At 42.7% G+C, this 15,914-nt stretch carries 14 protein-coding genes; 13 read left to right on the top strand and 1 reads right to left on the bottom strand.

From position 1 onward, the window contains the following. The first annotated feature begins 29 nt into the window (after positions 1-29). The 10 genes from MKY92_RS18120 (at position 30) to MKY92_RS18075 (ending at position 11,069) form a co-directional block, all read left to right on the top strand. The gene (locus tag MKY92_RS18120) at positions 30-512 is read left to right on the top strand and encodes a putative immunity protein (RefSeq protein WP_339297181.1); all 483 of its coding nucleotides are present in this window, start codon (positions 30-32) and stop codon (positions 510-512) included. Beyond that, positions 487-1,026, top strand: coding sequence for a GNAT family N-acetyltransferase (locus MKY92_RS18115; RefSeq protein WP_339297180.1), 540 nt, complete (start codon positions 487-489; stop codon positions 1,024-1,026). Before MKY92_RS18120 ends, MKY92_RS18115 begins: the two co-directional genes overlap by 26 nt. A gap of 71 nt (positions 1,027-1,097) precedes the next feature. Further along, on the top strand, positions 1,098-2,255 hold the full coding sequence (locus MKY92_RS18110; RefSeq protein ID WP_339297179.1) for an acyltransferase: 1,158 nt from the start codon (positions 1,098-1,100) through the stop codon (positions 2,253-2,255). Positions 2,256-2,422: 167 nt separating this feature from the next. Continuing rightward, positions 2,423-2,983 (top strand): AAA family ATPase, encoded by a 561-nt coding sequence (locus MKY92_RS18105; protein WP_339297178.1) that lies wholly within the window; start codon positions 2,423-2,425, stop codon positions 2,981-2,983. Positions 2,984-3,040: 57 nt separating this feature from the next. Continuing rightward, positions 3,041-3,340 carry a hypothetical protein gene (locus MKY92_RS18100; protein ID WP_339297177.1) on the top strand — a complete coding sequence of 100 codons (300 nt, stop codon included), beginning with the start codon at positions 3,041-3,043 and terminating at the stop codon, positions 3,338-3,340. 231 nt (positions 3,341-3,571) lie between these two features. After that, entirely contained in the window at positions 3,572-4,414 is an 843-nt protein-coding gene (locus MKY92_RS18095) for a PRD domain-containing protein (RefSeq protein ID WP_074095537.1), read from the top strand. 168 nt (positions 4,415-4,582) lie between these two features. Then, positions 4,583-6,520, top strand: a complete 1,938-nt coding sequence (locus MKY92_RS18090; RefSeq protein WP_339297176.1) for a beta-glucoside-specific PTS transporter subunit IIABC — start codon at positions 4,583-4,585, stop codon at positions 6,518-6,520. A gap of 446 nt (positions 6,521-6,966) precedes the next feature. Then, positions 6,967-8,880 carry a beta-glucoside-specific PTS transporter subunit IIABC gene (locus MKY92_RS18085; protein ID WP_339297175.1) on the top strand — a complete coding sequence of 638 codons (1,914 nt, stop codon included), beginning with the start codon at positions 6,967-6,969 and terminating at the stop codon, positions 8,878-8,880. 34 nt (positions 8,881-8,914) lie between these two features. After that, positions 8,915-10,357, top strand: a complete 1,443-nt coding sequence (locus MKY92_RS18080; protein WP_339297174.1) for a 6-phospho-beta-glucosidase — start codon at positions 8,915-8,917, stop codon at positions 10,355-10,357. Positions 10,358-10,670: 313 nt separating this feature from the next. Beyond that, complete coding sequence (locus tag MKY92_RS18075) at positions 10,671-11,069, top strand: RidA family protein (RefSeq protein WP_339297173.1); 399 nt, start codon at positions 10,671-10,673, stop codon at positions 11,067-11,069. A gap of 126 nt (positions 11,070-11,195) precedes the next feature. Here MKY92_RS18075 and MKY92_RS18070 read toward each other — a convergent pair whose 3' ends face one another. Continuing rightward, positions 11,196-12,356 (bottom strand): S8 family peptidase, encoded by a 1,161-nt coding sequence (locus MKY92_RS18070; RefSeq protein ID WP_339297172.1) that lies wholly within the window; start codon positions 12,354-12,356, stop codon positions 11,196-11,198. Positions 12,357-12,568: 212 nt separating this feature from the next. On the opposite strand from MKY92_RS18070, the gene MKY92_RS18065 reads away from it, so the two are divergent. The 3 genes from MKY92_RS18065 (at position 12,569) to fabD (ending at position 15,691) form a co-directional block, all read left to right on the top strand. After that, entirely contained in the window at positions 12,569-13,099 is a 531-nt protein-coding gene (locus MKY92_RS18065) for a GNAT family N-acetyltransferase (protein WP_339297171.1), read from the top strand. Between the two features lie 116 nt (positions 13,100-13,215). Then, a complete protein-coding gene (locus MKY92_RS18060; RefSeq protein WP_339297170.1) occupies positions 13,216-14,076 on the top strand; it encodes a Cof-type HAD-IIB family hydrolase in 861 nt (286 codons plus the stop codon). Positions 14,077-14,485: 409 nt separating this feature from the next. Then, complete coding sequence (gene fabD, locus MKY92_RS18055) at positions 14,486-15,691, top strand: ACP S-malonyltransferase (RefSeq protein ID WP_339297169.1); 1,206 nt, start codon at positions 14,486-14,488, stop codon at positions 15,689-15,691. Positions 15,692-15,914 lie beyond the last annotated feature (223 nt).

The following is a 15,914-nucleotide window of genomic DNA, read 5'->3' as shown; positions in this document are numbered from 1 at the left end:
ATTTGTAGTATTTGAACAATGAAAGGAGCATGACCATGGCAAAACCTGCATTCAAAGATGCGCCTTTGCGCCGCGAAATAGAGGATTTGGCTAAGCAACAGAATCACCATACATTGGCCTGTTGGGCTGCGGAGTGTGCGGCACGTGTCTTGCCTGTATTTGAGGCCCACCAGTTGGAGGATCGCCGAGCCCGTAATGCCATTGCCGCAGGACGCGGTTGGATCCGTGGTGAGATTACCATGGTTGATGCTCGAAAAGCGGCGTTTGCAGCTCATGCTGCTGCACGGGAAGCTGATAATGTCGCTGCCTCTGCTGCATCTCGTGCGGCGGGGCACGCAGCTGCAACGGCCCATGTGAAAGACCATGCGGTGCATGCCGCAACGTATACAGTGAAAGCTATCTTTTATGACTGTTTGATAGAAGATCAAGAACGTCGTGTCCTGGAAGAGAGAACGTGGCAATATCAATATCTGTTGGGAGGGTGTAATGATCATGGGGAAAGGACAAGTTAGATTAATTAAACCATCACGAGCATATAAGGAAGCATATTTGGCATTTTATGAAGACTGGGTCAGAAGTGGAGAATTGATGGTACCTTGGGTCATTTCCAAAGATCCTTATGCCTTCGATGAGATGTTGGAATTTTTGCAGGGCAATGAACAAGGGATCGACATCCCGGAAGGCTGGGTCAAAGACAGTACATACTGGTTGATCACAGAGAGTCAACAAATCGTGGGTGCCGTGAATATAAGGCATGAGCTTAACGACAAATTGTTCAACAGTGGAGGGCATATTGGATATGGCATTCGTCCAGGAGAGCGGCACAATGGCTATGGTTCCGAAATTCTTAGGCTTTCTTTGGAGAAAACGAGAGAGCTTGGAATCACCAAAGTATTGGTCGTATGCGATGCGGTTAATGAGCCTTCCAGAAGGGTTATCCTTCGAAATGGTGGCACTCGGGATGAAGACTATGTGGAGTCCAATGGCAACGTTGTTGAACGATTCTGGATAGAAAATGTCGAATAATGCAGAATAATGATGTAATATAACGAAAATAATATGGATTATGATTGTATTACCCTCGTGTGCTGATTAAAATGAAGCATAGAATCTGGATTGCGGCCGGAAACTATCATCCCATATCAGGCACAAGTGAGGTTATCTTTATGAATCAACCGGTTAATCGGCCCCGGCGAATTGAGTATCTGGATCTCTATCGTGCTTTTGCCATCATGGCAGTGGTAGCTATTCATGCAACTTCAACAGCAGTTGCGCATTACCCCAAGCATACATTAGATCATGATGTGTATTATTTCTGGAACACGTTTTTGCAATTTGCCGTTCCAGCGTTTCTGTTCCTGTCCTCTCTGGTCTTGTTCTACAACTACAGCTCCAAGGTGAATGAGAAGGTTTGGATGTTCGCTTTTTATAAGAAGCGTTTATTTAATGTATTTGTACCTTATGTGTTGTGGTCCCTTATTTACTTTGCTATTAAACAATTGCTTGCGGGTAAAGAACCTTTGACCCATGGTGTTCAATTTGCCAAACAATTAGTGATGGGAACCGCTCATACGCACTTGTACTTTTTTTTGATTATTCTTCAATTTTATATTGTTTTTCCGTGGCTTCTGTCCCTTACACGCCATCGTTTGTTTAATCGGTACTTGCCATTATTCTTTATTGCGGGCCAAGCGATCTTCTATGCACTACATTTGCAGTTTCACTTCGAACGGACAGGAAGTTTGTTACCCAGTTATCTGATCGTGATTGGATTTGGTGCATGGGTTGGGTTGAACTTTGAGTGGGTATTGAAGAAACTATATACTCACCGTTATGTGCTTATAGCTGCATTGTTGAGCGGAGGTGCCATTTTTATATATGGTAATGCTTATATCAAAACCGCTTTTGCTGCATACCCGGTGGTAACCTATACTGTGCTGTTCCTGTTCCGAAATCTGTTTACGTTGTCAGCCTGCTTGCTCCTGTTGATCTTCAGTGAACGAATGGGCACAGGAAAACATACCGAGGTTCGAAAAGCTACGCGTATTCTGGACTCCTTGGGTACAGTCGCGTTCGGAGTATTTTTAATGCATCCACTTGTACTGCTCTTCTGGAGACGTGAATTCACAGATGAACTGGCTCGGCACTTCAGCGTTGGCATCATTCTATCTTATGTTGTGGCGCTCCTGATCTCATGGATCTGCTCGATGGGATTGCGCCGGATGAAGTGGGGATGGGTACTGATTGGACGTTAAGTTAAAATAAATATATGCATTTTAAGATAAGAGATTTCAAGTCCTCACGCGTTGAGGGAATCACTTGAAACCTCTTTTTTATTTGCCCTAATGAAGGTATTATAGAGTTTAATGTCCATAAAATTGAATTAATGGAATGAACACCACCTTGTCAGGAGTGATCGAAAATGAAATTAGTGATTATTTTTGGCCCACAGGCTGTGGGTAAGATGACGGTGGGGCAAGAACTGGAGAAGATAACAAAGCTAAAATTGTTCCATAACCACATGACCATTGAATTGGTGTCTCCTTTCTTCAGCTATGGCACACCACAAGGCAAAAGACTGGTGAGTCTGTTCCGGCAGGAGATTTTTGAAGAAGTGGCAAAGAGTGATTTGCCGGGTCTGATTTTTACATTTGTGTGGGCTTTGGACGCAGAGTCAGATGGTGAATACATCCGTAAGATCAGTGAGTTGTTTACATCTCAAGGGGGTCAGGTCTGTTATGTGGAACTGGAGGCCGATGCATCGGAAAGACTAGAGCGCAATAAAAGTCCGCATCGTCTGTTACATAAGCCAACCAAGCGTGACATTGCGTGGTCTGAGCGAGATTTGCTAGATACGATGAAGCATTATCGATTGAATTCGGAACCGGGAGAAATCATGCATGAACACTACATAAGGATTGATAACACACATAAGAGCCCGGATGAGGTGGCAAAGTTAATTCAGGAACGATTTAATTTGTAATCTATGAAACTTTTATCTTAGCAGAGTAGATACTTTATATGAGAGGGGCATTACATCATGTACTTTGTTTTATTTTTGCTCATAGGACTTGTTTTATGTTATCTGATCCCATTTGGTCCGATTTTGGCTGGGGGGATTGTTTTCGCACTTGTGATAGATCATTACCGTCAGACGATGCATATGCGTGAAGATATCCGGGATATCAAGAATCATCTGGGGCTACTGAACAATAATGAGGCGAAAGAGTACGAGTTGGATAAAGAATATACGCAAGTTGATCAATTGAGCTCAGAAGAAATGAACATGATTAATCGAAGAATCGAAGCGGAACTGGAGAAAGACAGCAAAAAACAATAAACCGTAAATCCTTGTAAAAAAAATCTTGATTTACTTACTCCTGTGAGTATATTTACCTAGATCGGGAGTCATGCTAATTCGATATTAACTTTTTGTTGCACTGTGTAGAATTTTGTAATATTATGAGGGAAGCGCGTACAACATATCGGGTTGTAACTGTTGAATCAGGCAAAGCCGTATACCTTGAGAAAAGGGATTGGTTTGTCTTTTTCTGTATATTGGAGTGATAAAGTGAAAATCGAGAAGGTGCTGAACAATAATGCTGTAGTTGCGATGAATGACGAACAACAGGAAGTTATTATCATTGGCCGGGGGATTGCTTATCAGAAGCGGGCGGGTGATATGGTTTCCGAGCAGCATATCGATAAGATATTTACTTTACAGAATGAAGATATTCAGGAAAACTTCAAGGCATTAATCTCAAGCATTCCTCTGGAATACATGAAAGTGTCCGAGGAAATTATCGCTTATGCCAAATTAAAACTTGGCAAGAAACTGAATGAGAGCATTTACTTACATCTCACAGACCATATTCACTTTGCCATTGAGCGGTATCGCAAGAATCTGCCTATACGCAACGGGTTGATCTGGGAGACAAAGCAGTTATACAAAGAGGAATACGAAGTCGGAATGGAAGCGCTCAATATGATCTGTGATCAGTTTGGTGTAATCCTGCCCGAGGACGAAGCCGGTTTTATGGCACTTCACTTTGTCAATGCAGCGTTGAATGAGGAAATGCCCAACATCAAGAGTATGACGCAGGTCATGCAGGAGATCTTGACAATCATCAAGTATCATTTCAAGATTGATTTTGATGAGAACTCGCTGACATTTTATCGCTTTGTGACACATTTGAAGTTTTTCGCCCAACGTTTGGTGAAGGGAAAACATTACAAGAGCAACAACGATGATGAACTGTTCCTGATGATTCAGAAAAAGTATCCAGCAGCGCACAAGTGCTCGGAGAAAATCAAGAAATTCATTGAAAGCAACTACACGTATCAACTAACTGACGAAGAATTGATGTACTTAACGATCCATATTGAGAGAGTTGTGAATGCAACTTCTGAATAATCCCATAGATCAGCTTGCAGGGTTGCAACCACTAGGGCAAAACCTGAACGCTTGAATGACAGAACATACCGTTAACCGGATGTTCCATACATTCAGATGTTCAGGTTTTTTTATTCTCTCCAATATGCTTCGAATCCGTGTCTAGCCAGAAAGGAAGAAAAAGACTTCATGAAACACGAGCAATTAGCCAAGGACATTCTGTCTGGCGTTGGTGGTAAACAGAACATTAACAGCGTGGTGCACTGTGCGACCAGACTTCGTTTCAAATTAAAAAATGACAATAATGCCAAAACAGACGAGCTCAAAAATCTGCCCGGAGTCATAACGGTAATGCAAAGCGGGGGGCAATACCAGGTCGTTGTGGGTAACGAAGTGTCTGATGTGTATAAAGCCTTGTTACAGGTGGGTAATATGAATGCGGATGAACCGGTCTCAACTGCTGATTCAGAATCTTCCGGTAAAAAAGAGAGTCTCTTGGGTCAGTTTATCGACTTGATCTCAGGTGTATTTACACCAATTCTCGGATTGCTAGCTGCAACAGGGATGATCAAAGGTTTCCTGTCCATGTTCACTTCTCTCGAATGGCTGGACCCGGCTTCAGGAACATATCAATTGTTGAATGCTGCAGGAGACTGTCTGTTCTACTTCTTCCCAATCTTCCTGGGTTACACAGCTATGAAAAAATTCGGTGGATCTCCATTCCTCGGGATGGCCATCGGAGCATCACTAGTATATCCGACCTTATCAGGTCTTAGTGGTGGGGAACCGCTCTATACGCTGTTTGCAGGCACATTGTTTGAATCACCGATTCATATCACGTTCCTGGGTATTCCCGTTATCTTGATGAGTTATTCCTCATCCGTCATTCCGATTATTATTGCTGCTTATTTTGGAGCAAAGGTAGAAACGTTCTTCAAAAAAATCATTCCTTCTGTTGTGAGAACATTCCTCACGCCATTCTTTACAATTCTGATTGTTGTACCTGTAACATTCCTTTTGATTGGTCCAATCGCGACATGGGCAAGTCAGCTGATTGGTGCCGGGGTATCGGGCATCTATGACTTGAGTCCGTTGGTGACTGGTATTGTTGTTGGTGGATTGTGGCAAGTATTGGTTATCTTCGGGTTACACTGGGGTATCGTACCAATCATGTTGCTCAATCTGTCCACTCTGAAAGCAGATCCGATTCTGGCGATGATGTTTGCTGCTTCTTTTGCTCAGATTGGTGCCGTTCTTGGGGTTATGCTTAAAACAAAAAATACCAAACTTAAATCACTGGGTGTTCCTGCTTTTGTGTCCGGGATTTTTGGTGTAACTGAGCCTGCTATTTATGGCCTTACGTTGCCATTGAAAAAACCATTTATTATGAGTTGTATTGCTTCTGCAACGGCTGGTGGTATTATTGGCTTCGCAGGTTCCAAAATGTTTGTATTTGCTTCAGGAATCTTTGGTGTTCCAGCGCTGATTAGTCCCACAGAGGGGATCAACTATGAATTCTGGATGGCCATGATTGCCACTATCATTGCTTTTGTACTAGGTTTTGTTCTCGTTTATTTTGTAGGATTCAAAGATCCTGCTAATCCAGAGGCTGCCAAACAGGCTCCAGAGCCAGTAAAAGAAGAGAAGGCTGCACTTGAGCCTAATCCCAACAATCGCTACGAAATTACCAGCCCGATGACGGGTGAGGTAGTTCCTTTGCAAGAAATTAATGATGCTACATTTGCTGGTGAACATATGGGTAAAGGGATTGCTATTCGCCCAACCAGTGGAAGAGTTGTATCCCCGATTAATGGTGTGGTACAGACGATATACCGTACCAAACATGCAATTGGTCTGGTAGATGATCAAGGTGTAGAGATTCTGATCCATATCGGTCAGGATACGGTACAGCTCAAAGGTCAACATTTCACTGCCCATGTGAAAGATGGGGATCGGGTGAGTGTTGGCGATCTGATCGTTGAATTCGATCTGCAGGCTATTATTGAGGCGGGTTATGAGACCGTAACACCGATTATTGTAACGAATACGGCTGATTATTTGGACGTGGTTGCTACAACAAGTCGTGAAGTGCAAGAAAAGGATAAATTGGTTACGGTTATAGGTTAATTCTGCTTTAGTGGGTATTTTATTAATCTGAACATTAGCTTCATAGAGACCACTTTGATGTTTTCGAAGTGGTCTCTTTTTTTCATTTTCGGTCACTCCAATGTATTTGCGAACTTAATAAAAATAAGTGTTGCAAACGTAGTTCAGATGTACTATGATGAGTTCAAGAAGTAAGCGCATACATCAATCGGATTGTAACTGTTCAATCAGGCAATGCCGACCATCCTCAGTTCAGAGGGTATGGAATGTAACTTACTTTCGTTATCCAAATAATTAAATACCAATGTGTACAGCCTTACAGGGTTGCAACCGTTAAGGGCAAAACCTGAATTGCTGAATAACACGACTGATTTCCGGACGATCCGGTATGTTGTGTATGTTCAGTGGTTCAGGTTTTATTTGTTTCAAAAATTCATGGGGAGTCTACTTAGAGAGGGAGAATTACAATGAGCAACTACGATCAATTAGCTAAGGACATTCTATCAGGTGTAGGTGGTCGCGAGAATGTGAACAGCGTATTCCATTGTGTTACAAGATTGCGGTTTAAACTGAAAAATGAAAGCGTAGCCAAAACGGAAGAACTTAAAAATCTGCCAGGTGTTATTACCGTCATGCAAAGTGGTGGACAATATCAGGTCGTTATAGGCAACGAAGTGCCGGATGTATATAAAGCAGTCGTTAAAGCAGGGAATTTCCCAAGCGAAGGACAAGTTGAAGAGGAAACGGACAACTCAGGCAAAAAAGTAGGGTTGTTCAGCCGATTTATCGACATGATCTCCGGTGTATTCACACCGTTACTCGGTTTGCTGGCTGCCACAGGTATGATCAAAGGTTTCACAGCCATGTTTTTATCCTTTGGATGGATTACAGACACTTCTGGAACGTACCAACTGTTGAATGCAACGGGTGACTGTCTGTTCTACTTCTTCCCGATCTTCCTTGGTTACACGGCAATCAAGAAATTTGGCGGTTCACCATTCCTCGGTATGGCGATAGGTGCTTCATTAGTTTATCCTACGCTGTCCGGCCTGACTGCTGGAGATCCATTGTACACCCTGTTTGCAGGTACGTTAATTGAATCACCGATTCACATTACGTTCCTGGGTATTCCAGTTATTCTGATGAGTTATTCAACATCGGTCATTCCAATCATTATTGCTACATTCTTCGCTGTTAAAATTGAAAGATTCTTTAAAAATATTATTCCTAAAGTCGTTAGCACGTTCCTTGTTCCATTCTTTACTTTGCTCGTTATCGTTCCGGCAACATTCATTCTCATTGGTCCAGTATCCACTTGGGCAGGACAGTTGATTGGTGCAGGAGCAACAGGCATCTACGATTTAAGTCCAGTTGTTACAGGTTTGATTATCGGTGGTTTGTGGCAAGTGTTTGTACTGTTTGGGCTCCACTGGGGACTCGTGCCAGTCATGCTTCTTAACTTGAGTACTTCTGGGGCTGATCCGGTAATTGCTATGTCTTTCGCTGCCTCCTTTGCCCAAATCGGTGCTGTACTTGCGGTTATACTAAAAACCAAAAACACGAAATTGAAATCATTAGGTATTCCTGCATTCATCTCGGGTATCTTCGGTGTGACTGAGCCAGCCATCTACGGTCTGACACTTCCACTGAAAAAACCGTTTATCATGAGCTGTATTGCAGGTGGTATCGGTGGCGGTATCTTGGGATTGGCCGGTTCGAAATTATACATCTTTGGTGGACTGGGCGTGTTCGGTTTCCCAAGCTTCATTAATAAAGCAACAGGTGTTGATTCAGGTTTCTATATGGCTCTGGTTGCATGTGGTATCGCGTTCATCCTTGGTTTTATTCTGACGTACGTGGTTGGATTCAAAGACAAAGTGGAAGCTACACCAGCTCCAGCACCAGTACTTGATCCAAATCCGAACAGCAGATACGAAATTGTAAGCCCAATGGCTGGTGAAGTCGTTGCATTGAACGAAATTAATGACGTAACGTTTGCAGGTGAGCACATGGGTAAAGGGATTGCCATTCGTCCAACCAGTGGTAGAGTGGTATCTCCAATCACCGGTGTTGTTCAAACCGTATATCGTACCAAACACGCCATTGGTCTTGTCAGCGATGATGGTGTAGAGATGCTGATCCATATTGGACAGGATACGGTCAAGCTGAAAGGTGAACATTTTACAACTCATGTGAAAGATGGAGACCGTGTTAACGCAGGTGACCTGATTGTTGAGTTTGATCTGCAAGCGATTAAAGATGCAGGGTATGAGACGGTTACACCGATCATTGTTACTAATACTTCAAATTATCTGGACGTTGTAGGAACAAAAGATGCCTCCGTTCATGAGAAAGATAAATTGATCACGGTATTAAGCTAATTCAAACTAAGGATGGTTAAGGAGGAACTCCTCAATGAATGAAAAGTTTACAGCCTTCCCGGAAAATTTTCTCTGGGGAGGAGCAACCGCAGCGAATCAATTGGAAGGTGCTTATCTGGAAGGTGACAAAGGTTTAACAACGGTAGATCTGATTCCGATTGGTGCCAATCGATGGAATATTGCTCTGGGTAATCTGGATTCGTATGAGCCCAAAACAGGAGAATTCTATCCTTCACATGAAGCCATTGACTTCTATCATCGATATAAGGAAGATATTGCGTTATTTGCAGAAATGGGATTTAAGTGCCTCAGGCTTTCCATAGCCTGGGCACGGATTTTCCCTAATGGTGATGAAGCGGAGCCAAACGAAGCAGGCTTGCAATTTTATGATGATGTCTTTGATGAGTTATTAAAATACAACATTGAACCTGTGGTGACGATCTGCCATTTCGATGTACCTGTACATCTGGTCGAGACTTACGGCGGGTGGAAGAACCGCAAGATGATCGGTTTCTTCGAGAAATATGCGACGACATTGTTCAATCGATACAAGAATAAAGTGAAATACTGGATGACGTTTAACGAGATCAACATGTTGCTGCATCTTCCGTATATTGGAGCGGGCATTGTCCTTCAGGATGGTGAAAACAAAGATCAGATTCTGTATCAGGCAGCACATCATGAATTAGTAGCGAGTGCACTTGCTGTTAAGGCTTGTCATGAGATCATTCCTGATGCACAGATTGGATGTATGTTAGCCGCTGGAATGGTGTATCCGTACAGCTCTAATCCGGATGATGTATGGAAAGCCATGGAGAAAGATCGCGAGTCATTCTTCTTCATCGACGTGCAGTCGAAGGGAGCATATCCGGGTTATACAAAAAGATTTTTCAGGGAAAATGACATTCGGATTGACATGCAACCGGAAGACTCAGAGATCTTGATGCAGAACACGGTCGATTATATCGGTTTTAGCTATTATGCAAGCCGGTGCACCAGTACAGACCCTGAGATTTTGAAAGATTCGACAGAAGGCAATGTATTTGGTTCGGTGAAGAACCCTTATCTGCAAGCTTCCGAGTGGGGGTGGACCATTGATCCTAAGGGGCTTCGAATTACGCTTAATCAACTGCATGACCGCTATGGCAAACCTTTGTTTATCGTAGAAAATGGACTTGGAGCAACCGATGTGTTGTTAGACAATGACTCCGTAGAAGATGACTATCGCATCGAATATTTGAATAGTCATTTTGCCGAGATGGCTGAAGCGATTCAAGACGGTGTAGAGCTCATAGGTTACACAAGCTGGGGACCGATTGACCTGGTCAGTGCGGGTACTGGAGAGATGAAGAAACGTTATGGCTATATCTATGTAGACCGAAATAATGATGGTACGGGCACACTTCGCAGAGTGAAAAAGAAGAGTTTTCACTGGTACCAAGATGTCATTGCGAGTAATGGCGCACAATATTTCTGATACAAGCTGTCCGACGTTTTAGGATAGACAAAGAGCAGTCTCGTTATTACGGGATTGCTCTTTGTTTATGAGGGGATGAATTTGACCCATGATGTGGCTTTCCGATATAATAAATAAATGAAGAGAATCTTGTCACTTAAGAAAGGGGAGCATCCACTCATGAAGAAAAAATCACTTGCGTTTATATCTTCGGGATATGGATACTCCACTGCTGTCTTTTTCTAGAATCTATTCAAAGGGTGAAGTCTGCCCAAAATCGGAAGAAAACTAGAAAATATCGCAGAAAAATCTTAAGAATGACGAGGTAATCCAGATGAATATGGACAAAATTACTAGAAAAAATCCAGCAAATATGCCAGCTCCTGTAGGTCAGTACACGCATATTACAAGAATCCCGAGAAATGCAGAGTTATTTGTGACTTCGGGTCAAATTGGAGCAGATCGTGATGGACTCTTTCCAGAGAGTCTGAATGAGCAAGTCACTAATACATTTAATAATATTAAAACAGTGCTCGAATCTGAGCATTTAGATGCTGAACATATTATCAAAGTGAACGTCTGGGCAACCGAGAAAATCGATTGGGATTTCTTATACGCCGAGTGGGGACAATTATTTAGTACGGATTATCCTGCAATGACGATTGGATATATTACGGCGTTAGGTCTACCAGAGATTAAAATTGAAATAGAGCTTTGGGCAGCAAAAGTGTAACATCGAATACTTTTTAACCAAACGAAGGAGCATCTTACTTACAGATGCCCCTTCGTTTTTTAATTTGTGTAAAAATGGAAAGGATATGCCCTGTGTGACAATCATGAGCGATAGTAGGTGGGTGTATTATGGCACCTGCAAGCTCTGATAAGCATTCAGTCGACCATATGTCCAGTAGATCCCGGAGCCTGATACTGGATCAGAAGCGAAACACAGCGCATCCCGAATCTGAGCATTTGTTTTCCCTTGTGCAGCGAGAAGTGCAGCCACTCCAGCCACATGAGGGGCAGCCATGGACGTCCCGCTAAGGTAGGCATAGGAACCTCCCAGGTATGTGGATAGAATGGTATCACCCGGTGCAGCCATATCGACCCAGGAACCGTAGTTGGAGAAATTGGATTTGAGATCGGAGGGATTGGTTGAAGCGACGGCAATCACATTGGGATACGATGCGGGTACGATTGGGAAAGAAGTGTTGTCGTTACCGGCTGCGGCAATAATCACAGCTCCTCGATCCCAAGCATACTGTACGGCAGCTTGAAGGAAAGCATTTCCCATTGGCCCACCAAGGCTCAGGTTAACAACCTGTACACCGTTGTTGGCAGCAAAGACAAGCCCGTTACCGACATTCCCTATCGTTCCTTGCCCGTTGTTATCCAGCACCCGGAGCGGAACAATGGATGCGAGCGGTGCAGCGCCGGCGATACCCAAACCATTGTTGGTTACGGAGGCAGCGATCCCGGCTACATGGGTGCCGTGGCCGTTCCCGTCCTCAGGGATGTTATCATAATCAACATAATCATAACCGGGGAGGAGCTTCGAGGCCAATTCTGGATGGTTCAACTGTACACCGGTATCGATAATGGCGATTTTGACAGAGCTGTTACTCTGAGTAATGTCCCATGCAGCGGGTGCATTGATTTTGGACAGGTTATACTGATAAGGAAAGAAAGGGTCATTGGGAGTGAAGGATGCTTCAACGAGGTAATTCGGCTCTGCATGTTCAATAAGCTCATGATCTTTGTAACGTTTCAGCATCCGGTGCATTTTTTTGCGGGATTCCACACGGTACCATCCTAAATCTTCGTATGTCTCAGCGACTTTACATCTCCCTTTTTTGTGAAGGGTATGCATCTCATCCTCGGTTGTACCTTCCTTGAATTTGACTAAGAGCTGCTTGGGAGCGTGAGGGTGAAACTTGCTCTCGGCAAGTTGGTTCAGATAACGATACACGAACCCGATTATTGCTAGCGAAATGAAACCAAAAACACCTAACCATAACCACATGAGCGTTTCCCCCTCCAACATGGATTGTGACACGCCTTATCGTATGCGAACTCTATCAGACTGTGTGGGCACTTTTTTAATTTAGTTAGTAGTGTAGATAGATTGATAGGAGGGGACAAATTCGGTAAGATGAGATGAAGAGAGCCGACCTTGGCATGAACAAGATTTAAGGAAGGGCCAAGAAGCAACTCCTAATACAGAGGATAAGGAATGTGGATTTATTGACACAACTTCAGAGTATACCGACAGTCACACCAGTTCAGGCACACCAGATTCATGATGCCATTGATTTTGCCATGCGTGTACGCAGAGAAGTGTTTCCGATGATGGATCACACGAAATTGCCTGTGGACTTCGAGCAGTTCAGAGAACATTATCTGCACTCCGATGGTTCGATCTTTCTTGTTGCAATGATGGAGGATGCGGGCATCGTCGGTTCTATTGGAATATTACCTTATGATGGACGTATCGAAGCTGTGGAAGGTCGATATGCAGCTCGATCGGCTGCCGAAATAGTAAAATGTTATGTAGATCCCGCGTATCGTAGGTTTGGCATTGGTTCGATGCTGATGAACGAACTGGAGAATGTGGTAAAGGATATGCACTATACGACGCTGTATTTGCATACACATCGCTTCTTGCCGGGAGCCGTAGATTTCTGGAAACGCCAAGGGTTTACGGTTATTGCTGAGCAGGATGATGACTGGCAAACCGTACATATGGACAAGTTGGCATGTAAGTGACCATTGGAAACGGACAAACCTAAAACCTTGTGCTATAACAAGTTCCAACAAATAGTGAAATTTGCATTGTGATGGATGGTATAGGGATACGAGATACATGATGGGGGCATAAGCAGATGAACGAAACGAAGCGAAAAATTGTTTTTATTGATATTGATGGCACATTGGTCGACGATGATGGAAACATTCCGTTGTCAGCACAGAAGGCTTGTAGACAGGCTAGAGAGAACGGACATCTGCTCTATTTATGTACAGGCCGATCCAAAGCAGAAATTTATGATTCCATCTGGGATGTCGGATTCGATGGTCTGATTGGTGCAGGTGGGGGTTATGTGGAGTTTGGCAAGGACGTGTTATATCACAAAAGGGTAACAGCGGAAGATGTTCGACATATGGTCGATTTCTTTAATGAAAATGGCATTGACTTCTACCTTGAATCCAATTCGGCATTGTATGCGAGTAACAATCTTCAACCTCACCTGGAACGCCGTATCTATGGTGATGTGGAGAATGACCCTGTAGCCAGAGAGAAGAAAGAGCTGAAACCGCATCCGTTTATTGCCGGATTAACATATGGAGAGGCCGACCTGTATAAGGATGATGTGAACAAAGTATGTTTCTTGGAGAGCTCAGCCATCCCGTTTGAGCGGATCAAGCAAGAGTTTGAAGGAAAATTCGAAGTCATTCAGTGCACCGTGCCGATCTTTGGTGAAGGAAGTGGTGAGCTGATGATCCCTGGCATTCACAAAGCCATTGCGATCGCTGATCTGCTGAAGCATCTGGGCATGTCCCAAGAAGATACATTTGCCATCGGTGATGGCATGAATGATGCCGAGATGTTGGAATTCTGTAACATTGGAATTGCCATGGGTAATGCAAAGCCTGGACTGAAAGCCATTGCAGATGATATTACTGGAACAGTCGAGGAAGATGGATTGTATCATAGTTTTGTGAAGTATGGATTGATTGAAGGATGAGGTAATCCGATTCACACGAAAAAGATGGTAACAAAATTGTCTGAAGAAATTGTCGTTGAACTTGAAATTAGTGTATTCAGATACTTAAGATAATGAGGAATAATAAGCATCGAATGATCAGATCAGAACAAAACAGGCATCTCCGTATTGGAGATGTCTATTTGCCATGTTCAGGCTTCAGTTAATATCCAGTATAGAACTACACTAAATGCCCCGACACAGAGGCCAACAAGGAGCCCATAAATGATCACGAATTTTTTTCGTTCATAGGAATAGAAGACCCTCCTTTTGACTTTATTATTGCATAACTCCCAATGAAAGTTTATTATAAATTTTGCAAACAAGGAATTTATTGGTTTTTGGTTGTCGATGTGTATGAAATATAAAGTTGATACATGGAGGATGCTGGATGAGTAATGTAGCTCTGTTGTTTCCTGGACAAGGTTCCCAGATGGTTGGGATGGGTAGAGACTTTTGGAATAACTTCGATGTGGCTAAGAAGTTATTTGAAGAAGCCAGTGAAGCCATTTCTTTCGATTTGAGAAAGTTATGTTTTGAAGGTAGTATGAATGATTTGACAATGACGATGAACGCTCAGCCTGCACTTTTGACTGTTAGTGTCATTGCTTATCAAGTTTATATGCAAGAAATAGGGATGGAACCCGCTTATTTGGCTGGGCATAGTTTGGGAGAATATTCGGCTCTGGTATGCGCTGGTGTTCTATCTTTTCGTGACGCTATTAAACTTGTGAGACAACGAGGGATCATTATGCACAATGCAGACCCGGATCAGCAAGGGACCATGGTGGCCATTTCACACATTCGATTAGATACACTTCAAAACATATGCGAAGAAGTTTCAACAAAAGAACGCCCTGCCTGTGTGGCTTGTATGAACGCTGACCAGCAGTTTGTCATTTCGGGACATCGGCACTCTATACAAGAAATTATTAAAAGGACAGAAACCCTGGGAACAAAACATTCTTATATCAATGTAAGTGGTCCCTATCATTCACCTATGATGCAAACCGCAGCAGAACAATTCAAAGTTGAATTGGATCAATATCAATATGCCCATGCAAAATACCCGATTATTTCCAATGTTACAGCAGCACCCTATGAGTCTGATCGATCTGTCGTGGATTACTTAAACATGCAGATGACGATGTCTGTAAGATGGTCAGAGTCTATGCGCTATCTGGTTGCAAATGGGGTTAATGAAGTTATAGAGTTGGGTTCTAAACATGTGTTAGTTAGTCTTATGAGTAAAATAACGAAGAGTATTCTACCTTACTCGCTAAGTCAACCTTCCGATTTACTAATGCTTACAAATACACAAGAAAGGAAAAATAAACGGTTAACGATTCGTAAAAAGTTGTTATCAGAACTAATGGTAACCGCACTCACTTCACGGAATTATAACCAAGATTCGATATCATATGCCCAAATGGTTGAGCCATTATTTCATCATTTACAACGGGTACAGGAACAAATACACAAGAATGGATACGAACTCAGTGAAGAAGAGATAAATGATGCTCTACAGGTATGTCATTCCATTATTATAGCAAAGAAAATTCCATTGGATGGAACAGCGTTGATTGATGCAATCTAGTACCCGAACTTTTCTTTTGCAAGATCTATATTACAGCGACAGACTGCCTTTTTATAAGGTAGTCTTTTTGTCTTTTAATGCATCTAAACTTGTTGAAACTTCAGATGTTTGGTATTAAATATGTCAATAACTTACGAATCAATCTCTATTTTTTACCATATAGTAACAATAAATTGATTGATTTTACATATATTTCTATGGTAAAATTTTGCTTGAAATATGT

It is taken from the genome of Paenibacillus sp. FSL R5-0623 (genome assembly GCF_037974265.1).
GTDB lineage: Bacteria > Bacillota > Bacilli > Paenibacillales > Paenibacillaceae > Paenibacillus.
Note: the sequence above shows the minus strand (reverse complement) of the source record. Positions and strands in the feature narration are given on the sequence as shown.

Coding starts and splice junctions, on each gene's coding strand:
- MKY92_RS18120 (WP_339297181.1), top strand. CDS start 30: ATGACCATGGCAAAACCTGCATTCAAAGATGCGCCTTTGCGCCGCGAA.
- MKY92_RS18115 (WP_339297180.1), top strand. CDS start 487: ATGATCATGGGGAAAGGACAAGTTAGATTAATTAAACCATCACGAGCA.
- MKY92_RS18110 (WP_339297179.1), top strand. CDS start 1,098: ATGAAGCATAGAATCTGGATTGCGGCCGGAAACTATCATCCCATATCA.
- MKY92_RS18105 (WP_339297178.1), top strand. CDS start 2,423: ATGAAATTAGTGATTATTTTTGGCCCACAGGCTGTGGGTAAGATGACG.
- MKY92_RS18100 (WP_339297177.1), top strand. CDS start 3,041: ATGTACTTTGTTTTATTTTTGCTCATAGGACTTGTTTTATGTTATCTG.
- MKY92_RS18090 (WP_339297176.1), top strand. CDS start 4,583: ATGAAACACGAGCAATTAGCCAAGGACATTCTGTCTGGCGTTGGTGGT.
- MKY92_RS18085 (WP_339297175.1), top strand. CDS start 6,967: ATGAGCAACTACGATCAATTAGCTAAGGACATTCTATCAGGTGTAGGT.
- MKY92_RS18080 (WP_339297174.1), top strand. CDS start 8,915: ATGAATGAAAAGTTTACAGCCTTCCCGGAAAATTTTCTCTGGGGAGGA.
- MKY92_RS18075 (WP_339297173.1), top strand. CDS start 10,671: ATGAATATGGACAAAATTACTAGAAAAAATCCAGCAAATATGCCAGCT.
- MKY92_RS18070 (WP_339297172.1), bottom strand. CDS start 12,356: ATGTGGTTATGGTTAGGTGTTTTTGGTTTCATTTCGCTAGCAATAATC.
- MKY92_RS18060 (WP_339297170.1), top strand. CDS start 13,216: ATGAACGAAACGAAGCGAAAAATTGTTTTTATTGATATTGATGGCACA.
- fabD (WP_339297169.1), top strand. CDS start 14,486: ATGAGTAATGTAGCTCTGTTGTTTCCTGGACAAGGTTCCCAGATGGTT.